The sequence below is a fragment of the Pseudoalteromonas luteoviolacea NCIMB 1942 genome, assembly GCF_001625595.1.
Classification (GTDB): Bacteria; Pseudomonadota; Gammaproteobacteria; order Enterobacterales; family Alteromonadaceae; genus Pseudoalteromonas; species Pseudoalteromonas luteoviolacea_A.
Window position 1 is genome coordinate 18,470 of sequence record NZ_AUXT01000220.1, and the last position, 19,818, is coordinate 38,287.

The following is a 19,818-nucleotide window of genomic DNA, read 5'->3' on the forward strand; positions in this document are numbered from 1 at the left end:
AAGTATGTTTAATGTATTAGTTAAGTCGAGCTTAAAACATCGTTTGGTCGTCATGCTCCTTGCTTTTGTAATGGTCGCATACGGTGTAATACAAGGGCAAAAACTGCCTGTAGATGTATTTCCAGACCTCAATAAACCTGTTGTCACCGTACTGACTGAAGCTGGTGGAATGGCGCCAGAGGAAGTCGAACAACTAGTTACTTTTCCACTGGAAAACCTACTCAACGGTGTGACCGGTGTCACACGTATTCGTTCTACGTCAGGCATTGGTTTGTCGATTGTTTATATCGAGTTTGAGTGGGATACCGATATCTATCGAAATCGCCAATTGGTTTCAGAGCGTTTAGATTTAGTTGCTGAGCAACTTCCAAAAGGTGTCACATCAGTGATGGGACCTGTCTCATCTATTATGGGTGAGGTGATGTTGATTGCATTACCCATTGATACTGAAGGAAAAGTTGACGCTATGGAGACACGTGAGTACGCAGACTTTGTGCTTAGACCAAGACTGCTTGCGATACCGGGTATATCCCAAGTTATTCCTATAGGCGGGGAGGTCCGTCAGTTAAGAGTTGCGCCAGATACGCTGCGCATGCGCCAGTTTGATATTGAGTTAAAAGACTTACAAAGCGCATTGGCCGATTTTGCAGCGAATTTAGGTGGTGGTTTTATAGACCTTAACAATCAAGAGTACTTAATCCGCCATCAGGGCCGTACTTTAAATATCCGCCACCTACAAAACCTCGCTGTTGGTTGGCAAAAAGACCGCCCAATATTGCTATCTGAAATTGCTGCGGTGCGATACTCAGCAGCAGAAAAGCGGGGCGATGGCGGGTTCAATGGTAAACCATCTGTCGTTATTAATATTCAAAAACAGCCAAGTGCTGATACGGTTCAGTTGACTCAACAAATAGAAATGGCCCTTGAAGAGTTAAGTACAGGGCTCCCACAGGGACTTGCTAAACCGCAAGTCTTGTTTAGACAAGCGGACTTTATTAAATCGTCGATTGATAACGTGACCGAAGCTCTACGCGATGGGGCCATAATGGTCACAATCGTACTGTTTTTATTTCTGTTGTCTGTCAAAACGACGGTTATCTCCTTGTTTGCGATCCCTCTTTCACTTGCGGTGACCGTGCTTATCTTTCAGTGGCTTGGTCAAAGCATTAATGTCATGACCCTAGGTGGTTTGGCCATAGCCATCGGTGAGCTTGTAGATGACTCAGTTGTTGATGTAGAAAACATTTTGAGACGCCTCAAACTTAATGCTCAATCACACGTCCCTAAGCCTGTGTTTGATGTGATATGGCAGGCGAGCGTTGAAGTGCGGTCTGGCATAGTCTACGCAACTGCAATTGTTGTTTTGGTGTTCTTGCCTTTGTTTGCCTTACCGGGTATTGAGGGCCGACTTTTCTCACCACTTGGACTGGCATACATCATTGCAATTTTGGGCTCTTTACTGGTGTCAATGACAGTCACTCCTGTGCTTTGTTACTACCTACTGCCAAATGCAAAAATCATTCATCAAGGTGATAGCTGGCTAGTCACTAAGCTCAAATATTGGCAGAGCAAATGGCTTGAGTTGGCATTGCCTAAATCAAAGCCGCTTATTGCGACCGCTGCGGTAATTGCTGTACTGGCCGCAGCGAGCATTTCGCAGTTTCCACGCGCTTTCTTACCCAAATTTAATGAGGGTTCGCTTGTATTAGGAATCATTTTTGAGCCGGGTACTTCGTTAGCTGAATCAAACAAAATGGGGCATTTGGCTGAGTCGTTATTGCTGTCTGTGCCGGAAGTGACGCAAGTTGGCAGGCGAACTGGCCGGGCTGAGCTAGATGAACACGCTGAGGGCGTTCATTCTTCCGAAGTGGATGTTGACTTAGTGCCTTCTGAACGAAGCCGAGACGAAGTGCTTGCTGAAATACGCACGAAGCTGGCTGTACTGCCAGGCCAAGTGGCTATTGGTCAGCCAATTTCGCATAGATTGGATCATTTGCTGTCAGGGGTTCGTGCGCAGCTGGCGATAAAACTGTTTGGTGATGATTTAGAAGGTCTACGTATCAGTGCTGAAGCACTGCGCAATAAACTAACCTCGGTGCCCGGTCTTGTCGATATCAATATTGAGAAACAGGTATTAATTCCGCAACTTAGTGTTCGGATAAAATATGATGAACTCGCCAAATTTGGACTTACACCGGGATCAGCACTTCGCCAACTAAACATGTTAACAGAGGGAGTGGGGGTGACGGATGTAATCGATGGCATTAAACGTTTTGAGCTGGTATTGCGACTTGAAGACGAAAACCGCACACCTGAAGAGCTCGGCAATACGTTAATAGCGTCTCCCGCTGGGGCAATTCCGGTTTCTTACATTGCAGATATCAAATTGCTCGATGGGCCAAATCAAATTCTCAGAGAAAATGGCCGTCGCCGTCTAGTACTTTATGCCAATAGCGAAAATGTGGATGTCAAAGCGCTGCTGAGTGATATACGAGCAATCGTCGCTGCTCATTCATTACCACAAGGCAGCTTTGTCAGTATAGAGGGCCAGTTTTTAGCCCAAGAGCAAGCGATGCGCTTGTTAATATTGTTGTCAGTTTTGTCGTTTGCATTGATATTTCTGGTGTTGTACATGCGTTATAAATCCTTCGTATTTGCTTCCATCATTATGTGCAGTTTGCCTATGGCGCTGTTAGGGGCTGTGGTCGCTATGTGGCTTACTTCGACTTCGCTTTCTGTCGCGTCGGTTGTCGGTTTTATTACATTAACGGGTATTGCTGCGCGCAACGGCATTTTAAAAATAAGCCATTACCTTAACCTCATCCGTTTCGAAGGTGCGTCCTTTAATCAAGCGCTGATTGTTCGTGGCGCAAAAGAGCGGTTATCACCAGTCCTTATGACATCAATGGTGACTGCATTTGCACTTATTCCATTGCTTTGGGCTGCCGAACAGCCCGGCAAAGAAATTTTGCATCCAGTCGCTGTTGTCATTTTCTCAGGCCTTGTGAGTTCGACGTTACTCGATGCTTTATTGACGCCGTTACTCTATTGGAAGTTTGGCAAGAAGCCGACAGAGGCATGGATAAACAGCAATTCAAAAGAGTTGATTTAACAGGTTTGTGCAGCAACGCCTATGCAACTTATACAAAGTATGCTGCGCCATTTACTATAAAGATAAAGAGACTAAAAATATGAAAACTGCAATTATCACAATTGTTTTACTTGCATTCAGTGCATTTATTTTCACCCCAAATGCGAACGCACATGGCAGCACAAAACCCCTTCATGGTGGTGTCGTGAAAGTTGAACACGAAATGGTTTTTGAACTTGTACGCGCAGAGACTAGTGTCAGCCTGTATCTTCGTGATCACGGTAAGCCTTATTCCGCTGAAAAAGTGACAGGCAACATCATCGTGCTTGCGAATGGTAAAAAATCAGATGCGCAATTGCGTTTTGTAGGTGATAACAAGTTGACTGCGAATATCGCCATTGCTGATGGGGCTAAAGTGCTTGTAAAAGTCAAAGAGTCAAGCCATCACTCAGTCACCGTGCGTTTCACTTTTTAAGTCAAACAATGATAAATCTGGAGCAAGGCTCTAGGTTTATCAAAGCATTCGCATCAAAATCGATTTACTTAGATGACGAAATAAGGACAGAATTACAGAGGGTTAGAGAGTTTTTAAAAACTCTTCTAGGTTGTCCACTTCCTGTTTTGACTTGGCGCATTTGAATTGGTGTTTCAATTTTTAAAACTGTCCCAAAAATAGCTTGTGCAATTATTGTGCATTCGTTGGTTTTTAAATGCTTTACTTTAAAGCAGAAATATTTTAACAAAAAATAGAACATGAGATTAAAATGGAATAAAAGAAAATCAAGTCACTTTCAGTTTCTAAATTAGTGTCTGTTGAAGCAACCTCTGAAGTAGCAGGTGGTTGGGCACCGCACACGAAGAACCTGTATTGCCATGAACATTCGTTTGGTCCATTTTATTGCAATACTAATGAGTTAGAGTGTAGTGAAAAAACTCGTGAAGTATACACTTGTGCTTGCTAGTTAAAGTTAAAACTGCCAAGTGATGTGTAACTTGTCCTACTGCTTTTACAACCAATTCACACGTTGGTTATGTCTGAGCGGGGACGCTAAAAGCTGCAACGCAATTTCGACCTTGATTTTTAGCCAGATACAATGCTTCATCGGCTTGATCAAAAAGCTCTGTGAGTTGCTGTTTTGGATTATTCAGCTGAGTTACCCCAAAACTTGCACTACAGTTGATGCATACATCGCCATAACAAACAGGCGTTAACGCGATTTGTTCTCTTAATTTATTTAAAACGTTGGTAGCCTGGCTGAGGTTAACGCTTGGTAAGATCAATGCGAATTCCTCTCCGCCATAACGGGCGACTAAATCACTCTCTCGCAAGTTATTTGCTAAAAGCTTGGCAATAATTTTAAGTGATGTATCACCATGACTATGGCCATATTTATCGTTTACACTTTTAAAGTGGTCTATGTCGAGTAAAGCAATGCACAAGGGCTCTTGATGGCGTTTGGCGTAGGCCAGGACACGATTACCCTCTGCAAGTAACTTGGTCCTATTGGCTAGGCCTGTTAAAGGATCCTCTGTAGCTAGCTGTCTTAGCCTGTTTTCGTATTTATTGCGGTCATTATCAAAGGTAATGGCCAGTACAATCAAAACCAACATAGCCAGTAACTCAGAGCCGACCTGCAAGATGCTTTGGTAATTACTTTGAAAGGTAATGAGAGGCGGAAGTGGTTGATGATATTGAATGTAAAAGTAACAGCTACAGCACAAAAACGACAGCATGATTTTGGTTCTTTTTCGATGGTCCTCCAACAGTAACCAAGGGAGTGGAAGGAGGGTAAAAAAAGTACTTTGCACACCGAGGTTTTTTCCAACTACCCAATTGGCATGAATAAAAATGTAGCTGATGATACTAAGTAATAAAACCATCCGCGCAGCGTAGTAAAGCCGACGGTGTTGTAAATAAACAGCACTTAAACAAATAGCTAATAGCCAAGTGTTCATGACACCAGTGATAAATGAATGTGAAAACATGCCGAATAGCACAATGTTAATACATGCGATGGCCGCAGCGACAAATGCAAGTGTATTAGTAATTCGCACTTTGTGGATATTGGCCTCATCACTATCACAACCAGTATTAATGGCGTTAAACAGCAGGTTTTGGAGCGAGCTAATCATAGGGTACCTCTCGAACTCTATCTATTCAGTATAGAGGAAATTTTCCATAGAGTTGCAAAGTGAATATGGAAGCCTTTTAGAGTAGGAGGTTGTCTTTAATTCTCAACCATGCGACTGGGGCTTGTGCTTAAAAATTAATATATTAATATCCGATTTTTAATTGCTACGGCTGTAGTAACTCCATCGTCTTTGGCACTCCATGTTGGTGATTTGAGCATGTGTGCTTAGGTATTCAACAATGATGTCTTCGTCTTTTTTGGGGTTAACTAATATGTGGCAGAAGGTTTAAATCTTTGTGGAGCAAAATGTTATTGCTTAAAATACAGTTTGGTTAAACGGGGCAATAGGACACGCTCTGTCTGTGAAGCCACTTCTAAAGTAAAAATGGAAGAATAATCAAGATGAAACGAATTTATTTTAATTTATTTTTAGTCATTCAGCTCTCTGTTTTCATGGTTTGTTGCCAAACGACGACCATTCATAGTACAAGAATAAACGATAATAAGCCTTTACAGGCCGGACAAGGGGTTGTCGCGCTTGAGTTGATGAATAATACAGACCACCTTGCCAACCTTCATAAAAACTGGGACGAGGTCATCTTTATTGGTATAGATAATAAAGAAGAGCGAAAACAAGCTGCAATTCAAAAAGCAAAAGAAAAGGCGAAGAAACACGGTAAAAAGTTTGACCCTGAAAGGTTGATTGGGAACATGACGATTATAGCTTAAGAGCAAACTCAAAAGGGACCGTAGATAGCCAAGTCTTTGTAGGCACAATGCCAGAAGGTGAGTACATTATTTCTTTGTTATACAGCTTTTATAGTGATGGAAGTGTTTCTTCTTGGATAAATATGCCTGTGTTTCAATCTGCAGGTGTATTTCAAGTAAAAAATGCACAATTAACGAATCTTGGAATACTGGTTTTTTAGCCGCCACTTAATACCAAAAAGGCTTCGTTTTGGAGTAATAAAACAGAACAACGAACGTATGTGACACGTTTATAAGAAAGTACCGCGTTGGCACCTTTTTTAAATCACCACTATCAAAATCTATATAGCTCGCTTGATTTATCAACGGTGAACTCTTGGAAAGATGATCCAATTTCAAAATTAAGGAACCAGTTGGGCATATTGTCATTGTCATGCGCTAATGATTTTGGCGAAAACAGGGAGTCCTTGGTGTGTATCTATATTGCTTTGATGCAACAGCAATATGAAACGTTTCTTGATGCGCAAAAAGCTGTATTAGCCCTTACTGACCAAGAAGTTCAGCCTACAAAATAGCAGTAAAATACAATAGGGAGCCCAATGTATGGGCTCCCTATTTCTGGTTTTAATACAATATCTGACTAACTTTTTTAGTTGCCTAATAGACTTTCTGCATTTGTAACTGTGGTCTTTTTGCGACAACCTTCTTAAGTATATCGCTTTGATAGTCTTCTATTTCAATGTGTAGTACGAGTGGGTGTTTTTCACCTAATGTTGTTGCTTTGCAAAGAGAGTAATATCTCACCAGATCAGAGCCAATCATACCACTAACCCAGATACTGAACATGCCTAATATGATAGTTGCTACGATGATTGCCGTGACTGGAATTGCCGCCAAGCTCACCGCAAAATACGCGCTGACAACTAAGACGGCTAAGAACAAACATTCGGACTTAATAATTTTAACTACATGGTTAGTTAAAAAATCATGAAGAGGGTGTGTCTTACTGTCGCAAATAGCGCTGATATCTTCAGTGTCTACTCTTAAGTTGACAAGTTCGTCTTGGGCGTCACGAAAAGCGTCGTAGTCATGCCCTTTGATTACATAATGGTTCATAGTACCTCCAACCCGATGGCTACTTTCCATATACGCATGGCGATAGTGTTTAGTTCGCTTTTTGAGCAGGAAAGTTCAGGGAATGTGGCAAAAGGTAAGAGTTTGGCTGTGAGTGTCACGAGTCGACTTATTCACCGGCGAGAGGATGCACACAACAAAGTGCGCATCCTATTATTTTTAGAGCGTTTTTAAATATTCTATGAGGGCCATTTTCTCTTCATGGCTCAGTTTTCTACCAACTTTTCCCTGAGTCGTTGGATCATCCGTAAATGCATGACCTGTACTTAAGTTTCCATCTTGCCTAGTATCAAGAATAAAAAAACCTTCTTGATAATCATCGGTCTGGTTTGCTGGCAAGGCATCTACTCGATTGTTCATTTGAATAACATGTTTACTCTGCATGATACCGACATTAATGGGGTCAAACGCCAATCCGCCAAGCTCAACAAATGTAGGTCTATTCGATGGCTCCGAAAGCAGACTGTATAAATTAGGCACGGATCCATTATGTAAATAAGGTGCGGTTGCCCAAATACCATTAAGTGGCCTTGCTTTGTAACCAGCGCCCTTTCTTAAACAGTTGGGCCTGCCACCTTCCAATTGGGTTTGAGCTGCTTGTGAAATGTAATTTTGTGCAAACCATTGCTGATTTGTCTGCTCCACTACAGCACCTAGCGCCAAGGCGAAATTATTGGTAGCACTGTCTTGTACGTTGACAAATTGCAGACCTGATTGCATTTGTGGCGTTTTTTGGTTTTTAGTGACAGGTACACACAGATCTGTGTCTAGACCGAGCTCCTTGGTATTTACCGTGCGATTAAGTAATACTTGAGCTTGCGCAGGGTCTGTGCCAATTTTGTTGAGTTCAATCATCTTGAGTCGAAGGTATTTTCTATCCGTGAGTTTGACTTGTCCGTCTTGTTCGTAACCAATTTGAGACCAGTGATTGGTCCAAAACTCTGGATTGTCCATTGTGGGAAGGTGGCAGCCTTGACAGTTACGTATGTAGAGACTTTTTCCTTTTTCAGCCAATGTATCATTGATGTTAGGCAAGCTTTGTGGCCATTTAGGGGCTTTTAGGCCTGTAATCTGGCCTAATTGTCCGGGCTGGTAATTTTTTAGCGGATAATCACCTGCTAACCATTTTTCAAGCTGATAAAGGGTATCGATTGGTATAGAACTCGAAAATGTCGCGGCTTGTTGCAATTGATTTGTGGGTATCCGCATGTCGACAAACGCTTCCACGCCAAGTGCTTCACCGGCATTTCGAATGAGAGGCTGCATTATTGAGCCGTCGTACTGTACCCAATCAAACCATGACGTCGTCCAAATATGCGGGTAATTTACAGGCGCTTCGATCGGGTTATAGTTTTCAGGACGGTCCATATTGTCTGCAAACACTTTGTTTCCGATACGGTTGAGAGCATCAAGACGAGTAAACCCTTCGGTTACGTTGATTGTATCTTGTCCTTTCGCGAGCTTTGCAACGGTATCTTGTAGCGCACTTTTCAGTTTGGCTTTACTGACAACGTTGTAGTTACTACCTAACACTTTACGTGCAAAACGCTCAAAACGGCCATCAAATGGGGCTAGTTTACTCGAGAGCACGGTCTGGCCAATCGCTGCACCAAGTGATTTCGTCAATAGCCCTAAGTCGGTCATGGCGGGACCACCATCTACCACATATCGAGTATTATCATATGTGAACTGTCCGGTATGACATGCCGTGCAGGTGAAGCCAACTGCGGTGGCTTTGCGGTCCAAGCCCGGCATATTGATGCTGGCGGTTTTAGCTAGACCCAAAGGCAATTGCTGTTTGTCTGAATAGGGCGTATTGATATCGTTTAAATTAATGAAACCTAAACGATATATGTACTCAGATAAGAAAGTCTTTTCTTGTGAGAAGAGTATAAACCAAGGGATACTTTTTGGCGCCTCTAATGCTGCTAACCATTCGTATGGAATGGGCAGTGTTGCGGCGCCTTGTGATGCATGGTATGGCCATTGATGGTTGTTATATTTACCTTTTGGTAACCATCCATTTTGATTGATAAACTTGGTTTCGATATGTTGATACTCAGGAAGAGTTGGCGGAGTTAAGCCATATTTTAGTTCGCTCAGTGCAGTAATAGTGCGTAAGGCGAAAGAAGTCACGGCAATCATAATGACTACAGATAGAATCCATGGCCACTTTGTAAGTAGCCACGTTAGGACAATAGGGTAATTACGAGGCATAAAGTTCTCTGACGGTTTTTAATTGCATTAGCATTTTCTCATACTTTGTTAATGCTAAAAATTACAGGTGATTACACGAGTAAATTGGCCTGCAGAGATGAATTGCCTTGAAACACAAGAATTGAAAAGAGATACAAATCGTTAATCTGCTCAGAGGTTAAAAACACTTTCAAATAACAAGTGTGGCAGTTGATACCGACTGAAGGTGGTTGAGTCTTAGAGTAAGGCTAATTCTCCCAATTGAAGTAAGACTTTTAGTAAGCGGTATGCTTGACTGCAACTCCTACTTAATAATGCCATTGAGTTTGCGCTTTAAATGCGCATTTGTACTTGTATTTTGATAGCTAAATTAATAAAAAGTTAGCATAAAAACCATTTTGTTAACTAAGATTAGTTCTTAAGTTTTAATTTATGAGGGTGGTTATGGATATTGCTGAAATAGATATGCAAAAAATTATCGATTTGATAACGGTTCATGCGGTTGAGTTTGCGCCAAAGTTCGCACTTGCAATTATTACCTTGATTGTAGGTTTATGGTTGATATCGTTAGTTGGAAAAGCGATAGACTTTTTGCTAAAGAAGCGAGAGTTTAATGTTTCGCTCAGAAAATGGCTGAGTAGTGTCGCGACCGTGCTTTTAAAGGCGTGTTTGTTTATATCTGTCATCTCAATGCTGGGCGTAAAAACGACCTCATTTATCGCCATTTTAGGTGCGGCAGGTTTAGCAGTGGGTCTTGCACTACAAGGCAGTCTTTCGAATTTTGCAGGTGGGGTACTCATTTTAATTTTCAAACCATTTCAGGTTGGAGATTATATAGTAGCGCAAGGAGAAGAAGGTGTTGTTGAAGCCATTGATGTATTTTGTACCTTTCTAACTACACTTGATAATCGCCGGATAATCCTACCCAACGGACCACTGGCAAGTGAAAAGGTAAACAATGTCACCCATGAGCACATTCGTCGCGTTGACCTAGCCGTTGGAATTAGTTACAACAACGGCGTTGATGAAGCTGAGAAAGCCTTGTTGGAAATGGCGAATAACGACAGCCGTATCTTACAAGAACCAGCACCTTTTGTCGGTGTGGTAGGTTATGGTGATAATTCTATAGACTTAACTGTTTGGGTGTGGTGTAAGACGGACGATTATTGGGATGTGTATTTCGATACAAATCGCGCGATTAAACCTGCATTAGACAGTGCTAATGTCGCGATCCCTTTCCCACAAAGGGATGTACATATCATTGATAAAAGCGCATAGGTTTTTAGCTGACAGAAAGCGCAGTTGGGGCTGTTTTGCAGCTCCCTCTGGTGTCACTTAAAAGTTGTAACGCAGCGTGACAGAGTACGATTCGTGAATGTCGATATTGCGGTATAAAGCGCTAAGGGTGATATTTTGGGCTAAGTTGTAATTCCTCCTAAGTTGGTAAAGTAATTCATGCTTTTGCACCGATGGAATACTTGAAAGGTCGTCTCATTGATGCGCACCGAGAAGGATTTCAATTGGCTATGGGCGTTTCTTGTTTTTTTATTCGCTTGATCAGACTGTTAGAACCAAGTTTAAATCCATCATCTAGTTTGATTACGATGTCTTATCTAGGTGGTGCTAGGGCGGTACAAAACTATGGTTTGATGGGCTTATTAAAGCTTCTTTGGAGTTATCAGTACGGTACATGGCGTTGGAGCTTGGCCTGCAAGGCTACAGAGTGAATGCGTTATCTCAAGGACCTGCCAAAACCCGTGCCGCATAAGGTTGGAAAGGCTTTGAACAGTTGCTTGAAAGAAGTGAGTTCAAGTCACCTTTAAAGCGAAATTTATCTCCCAAAGATGTGGCAGGTGCTGCTGTGTTTTTAGTCAGTGATCTATCAATGGCAATAACAGGCAGCACTTTGTACGTGGATAATGGCTATCACGCAGAGGATTAAAATATGAAACTAGAGAATATTATTTTTGATGAAATTGAGATCGGCTATAACGTATCTGTTGTAAGAACTGTAACTACCAGTGATGTACTGGGGCTCACTGCTTTAACTGGCGATTATAACCCTGTTCACTTAAATGAAGAGTATGCCAAACAAACGCGATTTCATGGTGTCGTTGCCCACGGCATGTGGACAGCGGCACAAATATCAGCTGTGATCGGTACGCGATTACCAGGTCCTGGTTCTATTTACCTATCTCAAGATTTGAAATTTGTGGCGCTGGTAAAAGTAGGGGATGTAATCACAACGAAAATCACGGTTATCGATAAAGATATGAACCATGGAATTGTGACGCTAGATTGTCAATGCATGAACCAAAACAAGCAAGAGGTTGTCTTTGGTATTGCCTCGGTATTAGCGCCCAAAGAAAAGCAGTTTGTCGAGGGGATTGAGCCTACAGTGAAGGTGTTTGAAAAGATTGGTTAGTGAGAGATGTTGTATTGTTATATGCACAATAAAATGAGCGAAAAGTAAAGACTGTATTCTATTTTTAGAATCGTTCAGCAAGGGTACCGTCTTAGACTAGAAGGTAAACATGTTTGCGAAGCTAAAGATATCGAGCCGTCTTGGGAGTGGTTATTTTGTATTGCTACTACTTTAGCTGTGCTGTTTTAGTTTCGATACAAGCACTAAATACTGCGGCCGAAGGATTTAGGGAATACCGTTCACTTGCGCGAAATACACAAACAATACTGGGTGAACCTCCTTAGCTTGAGGATAGCTGCTCTGCATTACACAAATGCATGTCTAAGCAATTCGCGACAGTTATTAAGAGAGTGAAACAAAGCTCCTCATCCTTAGAGAATGTTTCAACTTTGGTGACTCGAATCGCGAAAGAAATGGCAATGTCGCAGAGCAGCAAGATAAGAGTGTTTCAAATACTAAAAGCGCTGCTTTGAAAATGGGTGAGTCGATTAAAGCCACTGATAGCGTGGCGATTAACACGACTAAAGAAGCCGAAGACGGTGGCGAAAAAGTTAAACAAACATTAGATGCAATGAGAGCGTCAGTTTAGCTGAGGTTGCCGGTAAACAGCTTGAAACACTAATTCCCGCGGCCAACAAAACCTCAGATCTTGTGCAAAATATGATGGATATTTCGAAGCAACAACAACAGGATCTGGAACAGATTTATCAGACCGTCGAAGCGGCGACATTGCGAAATACCCAAGCAAGTAATAGCTTGAAGCTTGACTCGTTCCGTCCAATATATCGTTAAGGTTTCTCACAATTTACAGGCCAGAGCCGCATTCTTTAAGCTTTAAGTCACGATAAAATGAGGCAAAGCTTAAAGTAGCAAATTTAATTGACCTTTTTTGAGACTGTGCCTGTTGGCTACTTGCCGGGCGTCAAGGCTACGATTTTACTGATTTTGGTTTGTCTATCATTCATTGTTATATAGAGTTCACCAGTTGGTGCCGTCACGACATCTCGAATTCTGCCAAGGCCTTTTAAAATAATCTCATCTTCAATGACTTGATCATCCTTTATACGCAAGCGATGCAATTGCTTTTTGGCTAAACTACCAACAAACAAGTCGCCTTGCCATTGGTTAAAGCGTTTGCTGGTGTAAAAATTCATACCGGCGACAGCAATAGATGGTGTCCATTGATGGATTGGTTGCTGCATATCTGGCAGGTTAGTGTGCGGGGTAATAGGGGTTCCATCGTAATTCATACCAAACGTAACTGTGGGCCAACCATAATTGAGGCCTTTTGAGATCAAGTTAAGTTCATCACCGCCTCGAGGTCCATGCTCTGTTGACCATATTTGTTTGGTTGTCGGGTGCTTTACTAAGCCCTGCGGGTTTCTATTTCCATAAGTCCAAATAGTTTTAAGTGCGTCAGGCTGAGAGAAAAAGGGATTATCTTTAGGGGTTTGTCCATCTTTGTAGATCCGGTGTATTTTACCATTTTGTGTTGTTATATCTTGCGCATCATTTTGGTGTCCTTCATCTCCATTACTAAAAAAGAGGTAGTCGCCAGAAATGGCAAAGCGAGAGCCAAAATGCCAGCCTCCATTTCTATGAGTTTGCTTAGGCGCTTCAAACAAAGTTTGTTGTTCAACCCACTGATTATTTTTTATTTTTCCACGAACTATCGCTGTAATACCAATGTCTCGCCCCGAACTATTTTTACCCGTCTTTTTACTGTATGAAAGATAAATCCAGCCATTTTTGGCAAAGTCTGGATCCGGCATAACATCAAGCATACCGCCTTGACCGCGATGCCATACTTCTGGTGTGTTCTTTATTTGTACTTTCTTTCCATCTTTACCTAATAGCCACAACTCGCCCTTTCTCAATGTATAAAGTAAATCTCCATTTGGTAAAAAGTCCATAGCCCAAATGATGCCTTTTGCAGAGGTAACCGCTCGCGTATTGACAGTGTGGTACTGTGTGTTGAAACTTTTGTTCAAGGTTGGGGTTTGAATAGTTTGGGATTCTGCGCGGTATCCTGCTTCTCTGATATAAACGACTAAGGTACGAATCGTTTCATCAGTAAGTGATGAGCCAAAGGCTGGCATTCCGCGATCTTTTATACCCTGTTTGATTGCGTTTGTGAGTGACTTATCTGTGCCGTCCTTTAGCCAAATTGAATCCAACAAAGAACCAGCCATTCCCCCTTGCAGGTTTGAGCCGTGACACGATGCGCAATTAGTTTTAAATACATCTTCTACTCTAGAGTCGGCTGATGCAATCAAAGGACTGATGCAGAGAAAACTTAGCACCACTGATAAATAATCGGTTTTTTTCATTGTTATACGCCCGCATTTTGTTAAGTACAAAACCAGTATAATCGTTACAACCGAATAAAAAACTGTTTAATCGATAGAGCGAGAATATGCTGCGCTGTTAAGAGGAGGATTACTTATTGATTGTACGGTAGGCGTTGTCTTGATAGGTTGGATCTGTCTAAAAAATGGACAGTGTAATATAGGGAAAATAATAAATGAAACTTCGACTTAAGAAAAAACTTCAAACAACTTTGTCAAAATAGTGTGAGTATTGATATAGGAAAAACACCACAAGTTGCTGGTGGTAAGATTTATCTGACTGATATTAATTGTGATATCACGGGTAGAGGCTGTCCCGCTACACCTACGTGCAGAGCGTATGGCTCTCACCGCTGTTAACAGGTATGAGTGTTGAGGCGTTTATGCATTACGCCTCATGTATACGTTGGCGATTACAAAACTAAGTTTTCATAACCAACACTTGCTATTACCGACTAATCTTATGCAAATATATTGATTTCTTCAGTACAGAAATAGTGTCATTTTTTCAGGTGCTTACCTCCAAAAAAACTCAAAAATTGGGGCGCTTGGTGATAAATCTAACTGAGGGTGCTGAGCAGGGATATCAATTACAATTGTTGCCAGCTTGCGTTCTGAAAGGTTGACTTGAGCTGTAATCAATTTTTCCTCAGGTACAGAGTCGCTCGGTCGCTCCATGTAAACACGTGTAGAAACTTCAGGGTTAAAGATAATTTTTACAAACTCCTAATGCGGATCTTGCATGTGCAGCTTTAAAGTGAACTTTGCTGCTTGACCTAAATTAGCTCTATTTTTCAACGATGAAGAGGGCGCGATTCTGATACTATGAAAAGTGGCTACTTTATCACTGCATAGATCCAAAGAAAGTTGCCATTGAGCATCATCGGTTGGAATAAACTCCCGCAATTTGGCAGAACCACTCGTATTTATCCACGTTGTTTGGTTGGCTGTTATATTAGTTAGTGGATGAACACACCGGTATACTTTTCCTTTAATTACTGGTATGTAAATCTATATCCATTTGATTTTTAATCATAATATCATGAAGGGGAGTGACGGGTAGGTCACTAGGTGTCCGGTTACAGTTCATAATCATTAAGGAGCAAAGTTGCAGAGGCACCATTTTCACAAAATTTTTCGTTGACATTAATTTAGATGCGTACCTATTATGGGGTTTAGGTTGGTTGGTCGTCAATTAACCTCAAAAAATAATTACTACAGTTCTGGTAACCAGCAAAGCTATTTCGGGGAGTACTAGGTTGGCGCTTTTAAAAACAATAATAACAAAAATATGCGCTTTGCCAGAACTGAGTTAGTTTGGTAGCCCATGTTTAGGGCTACCACATTTTTTATCTCATTGTCTGGTGTACTGAATTATTTAATAGCACTAAAAATGACACATCTCTTTGCTTATATACCATGGCGAGTTTGATATCACGCTAACCAAACAAAGGTATATTATGGAAACACTTAACTTAAGGCCTGTTTTAGCAACACATTCAAATAAACTTGAAACAGCGTATGAGCTTATTGAAGATTTTCATTATCAACTTGAAGGAAAAGTTCGTTGGGTTCCTAAATACTTTCAATATGATGGGGCCAGTATCCCCTCGCTTGCCAACTATTTTGTTGGCACACCATTTAATCCAAGGTATATGAAAGCAGCATTGGTACATGACTGGCTTTATCATACGCATGAGGTTCACAGAGCGGCTGTAGACGAGCTTTTCTACCATATGTTATGTGATTCGGGGGTAAGCAATACGAAAGCGTCTTTAATGAAAATAGCCGTAGAAAAGTTTGGTCATTGGTATTGGAACAATGATGCTGACGACGAAGCATATAAACAAGAGTTGAAAGATAAGATAATAAATGATGGTAGACAACCGAGTGTGTACGGCTTATGAAGTGGTGTGCAAAAGGAGGGGCTATACCCTCCAATTTAATGTGTAATAGACGCTATTCTGGCTTAGATTGCTGCATTATTAAAAACACTAATCCGATGATTCCAGTCAATGCGAAGCCGGACAGCAAAAAAGGGTCCATTGCAATTTGCTTGTGAAAGTTGAATGTACCAGCAGAAATCTTTTTCCAACTCATAAAGTGTTGATTTGCCGCAACTACAGCCCCAAAAAAGCCGATAACCAGCGCTATATACTTGATGATCCAATGATAAGCGATAGGCAAAAGCAACAGAATACCTAATAAGCCAATGACTGTACGCTGCGCCCGACAATATGGACAGACGTATACAACACCAGCTAACTCAACAGCCCATGCTGTGATACTGATAAGTATAGCGATTAGTGCAATAATTTTGCGATGTTTAATGAATGTTTCGAGTTGAAAAAGTACCATTTTGAACCTGTTTAGCTATTTCTAACCCAATAAATGGGGCGTTTCATGTTATAATATAACACTTTCCAGTAAGTTTTGGTAATTTTTATTCCTAAATGTTTTAACTTATAACTTTTTTATTTGCCGGTAAGTGGGTCAAAAAAATTAAAAGTTAAACTAACTTAAAGGGTTAGGCTGGGAGCTAAACACGAGCGAAAACGCGAGTGATTGTGATTGTGATTGTGATTGTGGTAGTGGTTAGCCAGAGTAAAAGATTACTTTTCCAGGCTACAGAAGGCTGGGTTATTCCCAGCCTCTATTTTAGCTAATTAGTTGTTATTTACATAACAGACAAATAGCTCTTGCTGAGGGTTGTCTTGTGTATCTTCGATTAAGTATTTAGCCGCAATACTATTTTGGCAGGTACACATATCATAATGGCTGTACATGTATGGGCGACCAGACTCATCTTTGTCTGTTTTCGTTACACTACAGGTTGGCTCTCTCCATCTCGCATCCCAGCCGCTTTCTCCAAATGCAACGATTTTGATTTTATTGGACAAAATTTTCGCTGATAATTCATCTGTTTGTGCTGTAATATTGAATGCACAAAGCGCCGCTAAGCCAATAAGTAATTTTTTCATTATTCATCCTTAATTAAATAATTTGCAAAATAGAGTGTTAACTCTAAGTTGGTTATTTTATTCATAAAATTTTTTATTGCAAGTTTTAATATTCCGAAAATGGTATGTAATAATCAAAATCAGTATTAAGATAGTTGAAATTACTGCTCAAGTAGTTTAGCGTGTGTTTATGACAGATATTCTTTGTCCTGTAAGAAAAAATAAATTTTTATAATAAATTTCATGCTTTTGAAAACTTGTTTGCCTAAGTACTATTTTTGTGTAATATGAAATTCTGCGAGTTTCAGGGAAATTCTGATCAAATGCTACATGTGAAAACAATATGGCAATAGAGCTTGATTTTGTATGTAAATCATACAGATAAGATTGATGGTTTTGTAATGTTGTTTTCCTGTTAAGTGAATGAACTAAATATTTAAATAATATGAGCACAGGCATTCTTTTCGAGTTGCCTGTGGGCTAGGAAAGTATCATGTGAACTCTTTTTCGGTTAAGTTAATTAGAACATTGCCTTAATAAATTTTTTGAGGTTTTTCTCATGAATATTTAATAATAAGAGCAGTATAAAGATTAAAACTAAAATGATAGATAAAACGAATGACTTGATTTTAGCTACTCTAAACAATGCAGAACAAGTACACAGTGAGACTTTTGAATATACATCTTTATTTTTGAACTCGATTGTTCCAGATGAATCGAATGCAAGGTTTTTTCCTAGTGTGTTTATTGAGAATAAATATGCAAGGCAATTCTCAGAGCGGAAGCTTACCAAGTTGCAGTTGACTGAGTTACTGGAGGCTGAAGGAAAGGTGATCCTAGGCAAAGATTGTATAATCAACTGCTTAGAGCATGGCTCTAATGAATGGAAAAAAGCAAATAAGACGATTGAGTCAATCATAGAGCTTGGTGAGAACATTTCTGTATCAGAAATGATACAGGTTCCAACTGTTTACCCTGTCAATCAAGGTCAATATAGAATCTTAACAGGGCATAGGCGATTCTTCGCGCTACTGTTTAGTTTTGGCTATGAGCATGCTGCGCAGTTTAAAGTGTATGACTCTAAACCACTGTTATATAAAGTTAAGCAATTCCAAGAGAATGCAAGCCGTGAGGACCTGCCTCAATATGGTAAGTTACAAGCTTTTTTGTCTGCAATCTTGGAGATTGATGGATTAGATCAAGCTAGAGTGAAAGTAGGCCAACGACCTTTAACAGTAAAAGAAAAAGCTAAAAACCTTGGGATCTCAATGGGCTCTTACGACAATTACAACGTTTTAACGCGATATGCAGAAGTGATTAAATTCTATGAAAATGGCCTTAATGCCTCGTTTTTAAAAGTCAAAAAGGTGATACTAGATTGCGAAGCAAAGTACAAAGAAGCTCACGGCAAGAAGCAGTTAAACATTGCCGATAAGAAACTGGTTGGAGAAAATATCTTAGCGTGTTTATCTGGTCATAAAGTGTCAGTAACCAAGAAGGATGCATCGTATAAGATAAAGGATATTCCTAATTTACAAGCTCTAAAAGCGATATTGTTCAATGATGTATCTAAGCTTGAGCTCAATATTGACTGGAAAAAGCTAGATTGGAACAACCGTGACGCGGTGAATCGCAGACTCGTTGTTTTAGTCGACTTACTCAAGTAGTGTCGCTCAAAATAGTCTGACGCAAATCGCTTGGTTTAATTATGTGAAGCAGGTTTTTGTAATCTAGCGTACGCAGGGGTTTTGTAGGCTAGTCACTGGGTGGCTATATATCTCACCCGTGAGATGTGCTTGCCTGTATCATAATTTTTATTTTTTACCTAACCTTCTAAAAAGTAGTATTTAATTGTGTTGTTTGTGTTGTTTGTGTTGTTTGTGTTGTTTGTGTTGTTTGAGATACCGTCGATGCCTTAATTAGTTTGTATTCATAGCTTAGTTCTTAAGCCACACAGAGGGACTCATTCCCTATACAAAATCGGCTAGTTTTAGAGCCCTTCTTGACTTGTTGCCGTTGGCATGTTGTCGCTAGAGTCCTAAATATTTGCTTTAGTTTTCGTTGGGGGCTTTTTAAATCAAAGCTGTCCAGTAAGTTATCTAACCACCAGTATGCTGACTTGTTCGCTTTAAACGTCGAGATGGCACATTCAAACATCCGGTTGGCCCCATGGCAGATAAATCGCTTTATGAACACCAGCAATAGACTCAACCAAATTAGGGACTTTGCTATATTGGGGTCTCTTGTCATAAAACCCTTTAGGTTATTCCATGACTTAAGTTCTTTAAAGAACAGTTCGATTTGCCAACGCGCAGCGTAAATGTCTAAAAGCTGATCGAAGTGGAAATCTGATTTTGAGAGATTTGTTAACAATAACAAGGGTCGATTTTTATCTGGAGTATAGAGCAGCCGGTACTCGGGACCACTCTTTTTCCAGCTTACTGTCATCTCTAAGGCTTGAGAATCAAACTTATTTAATAGCGACTGTAACTTAGTGCCTTTTTCACCGATATTTACACCACAGAGAAACGCGGATAAAACGGTTGGGTTAATGGTTTTATTTGCTTTGACCATAAAGTACCCGCCATTACCCATAACTTGTTTAAAATAGGTTAGGTCGAAGTATCCTGCGTCTGCTAAGAGCAAAGTATTTTTAAGAGTATGACCGCCAGGAAGAAAGCCCCGCTCAGTTTCAACATTGGGCCGAATATCGATCTCGCAAGGCTGTTCAAAAATCAGGTCATAGGTCACATGTAGCTCAACAGCAACCGGGCTAACTGTGCTAAAACGCCCAGTAAAGAAGTGAATCGCCCCGGGTTTGCCA

Annotated in this window: 15 protein-coding genes and 1 pseudogene; 9 read left to right on the forward strand and 7 right to left on the reverse strand. The window is 40.7% G+C overall.

Annotated features, from left to right (window positions below; translation table 11 throughout):
• Nucleotides 1-4 precede the first annotated feature (4 nt).
• On the forward strand, nucleotides 5-3,112 hold the full coding sequence (locus tag N482_RS23500) for an efflux RND transporter permease subunit (protein ID WP_063379358.1): 3,108 nt from the start codon (nucleotides 5-7) through the stop codon (nucleotides 3,110-3,112).
• A 79-nt stretch (nucleotides 3,113-3,191) separates the two neighbouring features.
• Nucleotides 3,192-3,566 carry a hypothetical protein gene (locus N482_RS23505; protein WP_063379359.1) on the forward strand — a complete coding sequence of 125 codons (375 nt, stop codon included), beginning with the start codon at nucleotides 3,192-3,194 and terminating at the stop codon, nucleotides 3,564-3,566.
• A 554-nt stretch (nucleotides 3,567-4,120) separates the two neighbouring features.
• On the opposite strand, the gene N482_RS23510 is transcribed toward N482_RS23505, so the two are convergent.
• Nucleotides 4,121-5,224 carry a GGDEF domain-containing protein gene (locus N482_RS23510; RefSeq protein WP_063379360.1) on the reverse strand — a complete coding sequence of 368 codons (1,104 nt, stop codon included), beginning with the start codon at nucleotides 5,222-5,224 and terminating at the stop codon, nucleotides 4,121-4,123.
• Between the two features lie 401 nt (nucleotides 5,225-5,625).
• On the opposite strand from N482_RS23510, the gene N482_RS23515 reads away from it, so the two are divergent.
• On the forward strand, nucleotides 5,626-5,952 hold the full coding sequence (locus N482_RS23515) for a hypothetical protein (protein ID WP_063379361.1): 327 nt from the start codon (nucleotides 5,626-5,628) through the stop codon (nucleotides 5,950-5,952).
• A gap of 636 nt (nucleotides 5,953-6,588) precedes the next feature.
• Here the strand turns inward: N482_RS23515 and N482_RS23525 are convergent.
• Entirely contained in the window at nucleotides 6,589-7,047 is a 459-nt protein-coding gene (locus N482_RS23525; RefSeq protein ID WP_063379363.1) for a hypothetical protein, read from the reverse strand.
• Nucleotides 7,048-7,224: 177 nt separating this feature from the next.
• Nucleotides 7,225-9,282: a di-heme-cytochrome C peroxidase gene (locus N482_RS23530; RefSeq protein ID WP_063379364.1), complete on the reverse strand. Its 2,058-nt coding sequence runs from the start codon at nucleotides 9,280-9,282 to the stop codon at nucleotides 7,225-7,227.
• 423 nt (nucleotides 9,283-9,705) lie between these two features.
• Here N482_RS23530 and N482_RS23535 point away from each other — a divergent pair, with 423 nt between their 5' ends.
• The 4 genes and pseudogenes from N482_RS23535 (at nucleotide 9,706) to N482_RS25965 (ending at nucleotide 12,478) form a co-directional block, all read left to right on the forward strand.
• Nucleotides 9,706-10,539 (forward strand): mechanosensitive ion channel family protein, encoded by an 834-nt coding sequence (locus tag N482_RS23535; protein WP_231100921.1) that lies wholly within the window; start codon nucleotides 9,706-9,708, stop codon nucleotides 10,537-10,539.
• A gap of 191 nt (nucleotides 10,540-10,730) precedes the next feature.
• A pseudogene (locus N482_RS25815) lies at nucleotides 10,731-11,203 on the forward strand (enoyl-ACP reductase FabI).
• A gap of 3 nt (nucleotides 11,204-11,206) precedes the next feature.
• Nucleotides 11,207-11,686: a MaoC/PaaZ C-terminal domain-containing protein gene (locus N482_RS23545; RefSeq protein ID WP_063379366.1), complete on the forward strand. Its 480-nt coding sequence runs from the start codon at nucleotides 11,207-11,209 to the stop codon at nucleotides 11,684-11,686.
• Nucleotides 11,687-12,346: 660 nt separating this feature from the next.
• Nucleotides 12,347-12,478, forward strand: a complete 132-nt coding sequence (locus tag N482_RS25965; RefSeq protein WP_269202122.1) for a hypothetical protein — start codon at nucleotides 12,347-12,349, stop codon at nucleotides 12,476-12,478.
• Nucleotides 12,479-12,594: 116 nt separating this feature from the next.
• On the opposite strand, the gene N482_RS23550 is transcribed toward N482_RS25965, so the two are convergent.
• Nucleotides 12,595-14,016: a PQQ-dependent sugar dehydrogenase gene (locus N482_RS23550; RefSeq protein WP_063379367.1), complete on the reverse strand. Its 1,422-nt coding sequence runs from the start codon at nucleotides 14,014-14,016 to the stop codon at nucleotides 12,595-12,597.
• Nucleotides 14,017-15,494: 1,478 nt separating this feature from the next.
• Here N482_RS23550 and N482_RS23555 point away from each other — a divergent pair.
• Entirely contained in the window at nucleotides 15,495-15,941 is a 447-nt protein-coding gene (locus tag N482_RS23555) for a DUF1353 domain-containing protein (RefSeq protein ID WP_063379368.1), read from the forward strand.
• Between the two features lie 52 nt (nucleotides 15,942-15,993).
• Here the strand turns inward: N482_RS23555 and N482_RS23560 are convergent, their stop codons facing one another.
• On the reverse strand, nucleotides 15,994-16,392 hold the full coding sequence (locus N482_RS23560; protein ID WP_063379369.1) for a hypothetical protein: 399 nt from the start codon (nucleotides 16,390-16,392) through the stop codon (nucleotides 15,994-15,996).
• A 308-nt stretch (nucleotides 16,393-16,700) separates the two neighbouring features.
• The gene (locus N482_RS23565) at nucleotides 16,701-17,015 is read right to left on the reverse strand and encodes a hypothetical protein (protein WP_063379370.1); all 315 of its coding nucleotides are present in this window, start codon (nucleotides 17,013-17,015) and stop codon (nucleotides 16,701-16,703) included.
• A 581-nt stretch (nucleotides 17,016-17,596) separates the two neighbouring features.
• Here N482_RS23565 and N482_RS23570 point away from each other — a divergent pair.
• A complete protein-coding gene (locus N482_RS23570; RefSeq protein WP_063379371.1) occupies nucleotides 17,597-18,661 on the forward strand; it encodes a hypothetical protein in 1,065 nt (354 codons plus the stop codon).
• 277 nt (nucleotides 18,662-18,938) lie between these two features.
• Here the strand turns inward: N482_RS23570 and N482_RS23575 are convergent.
• Nucleotides 18,939-19,818 (reverse strand): IS4 family transposase (locus tag N482_RS23575; RefSeq protein WP_155730693.1); only part of this gene is annotated, 880 nt, incomplete at its 5' end.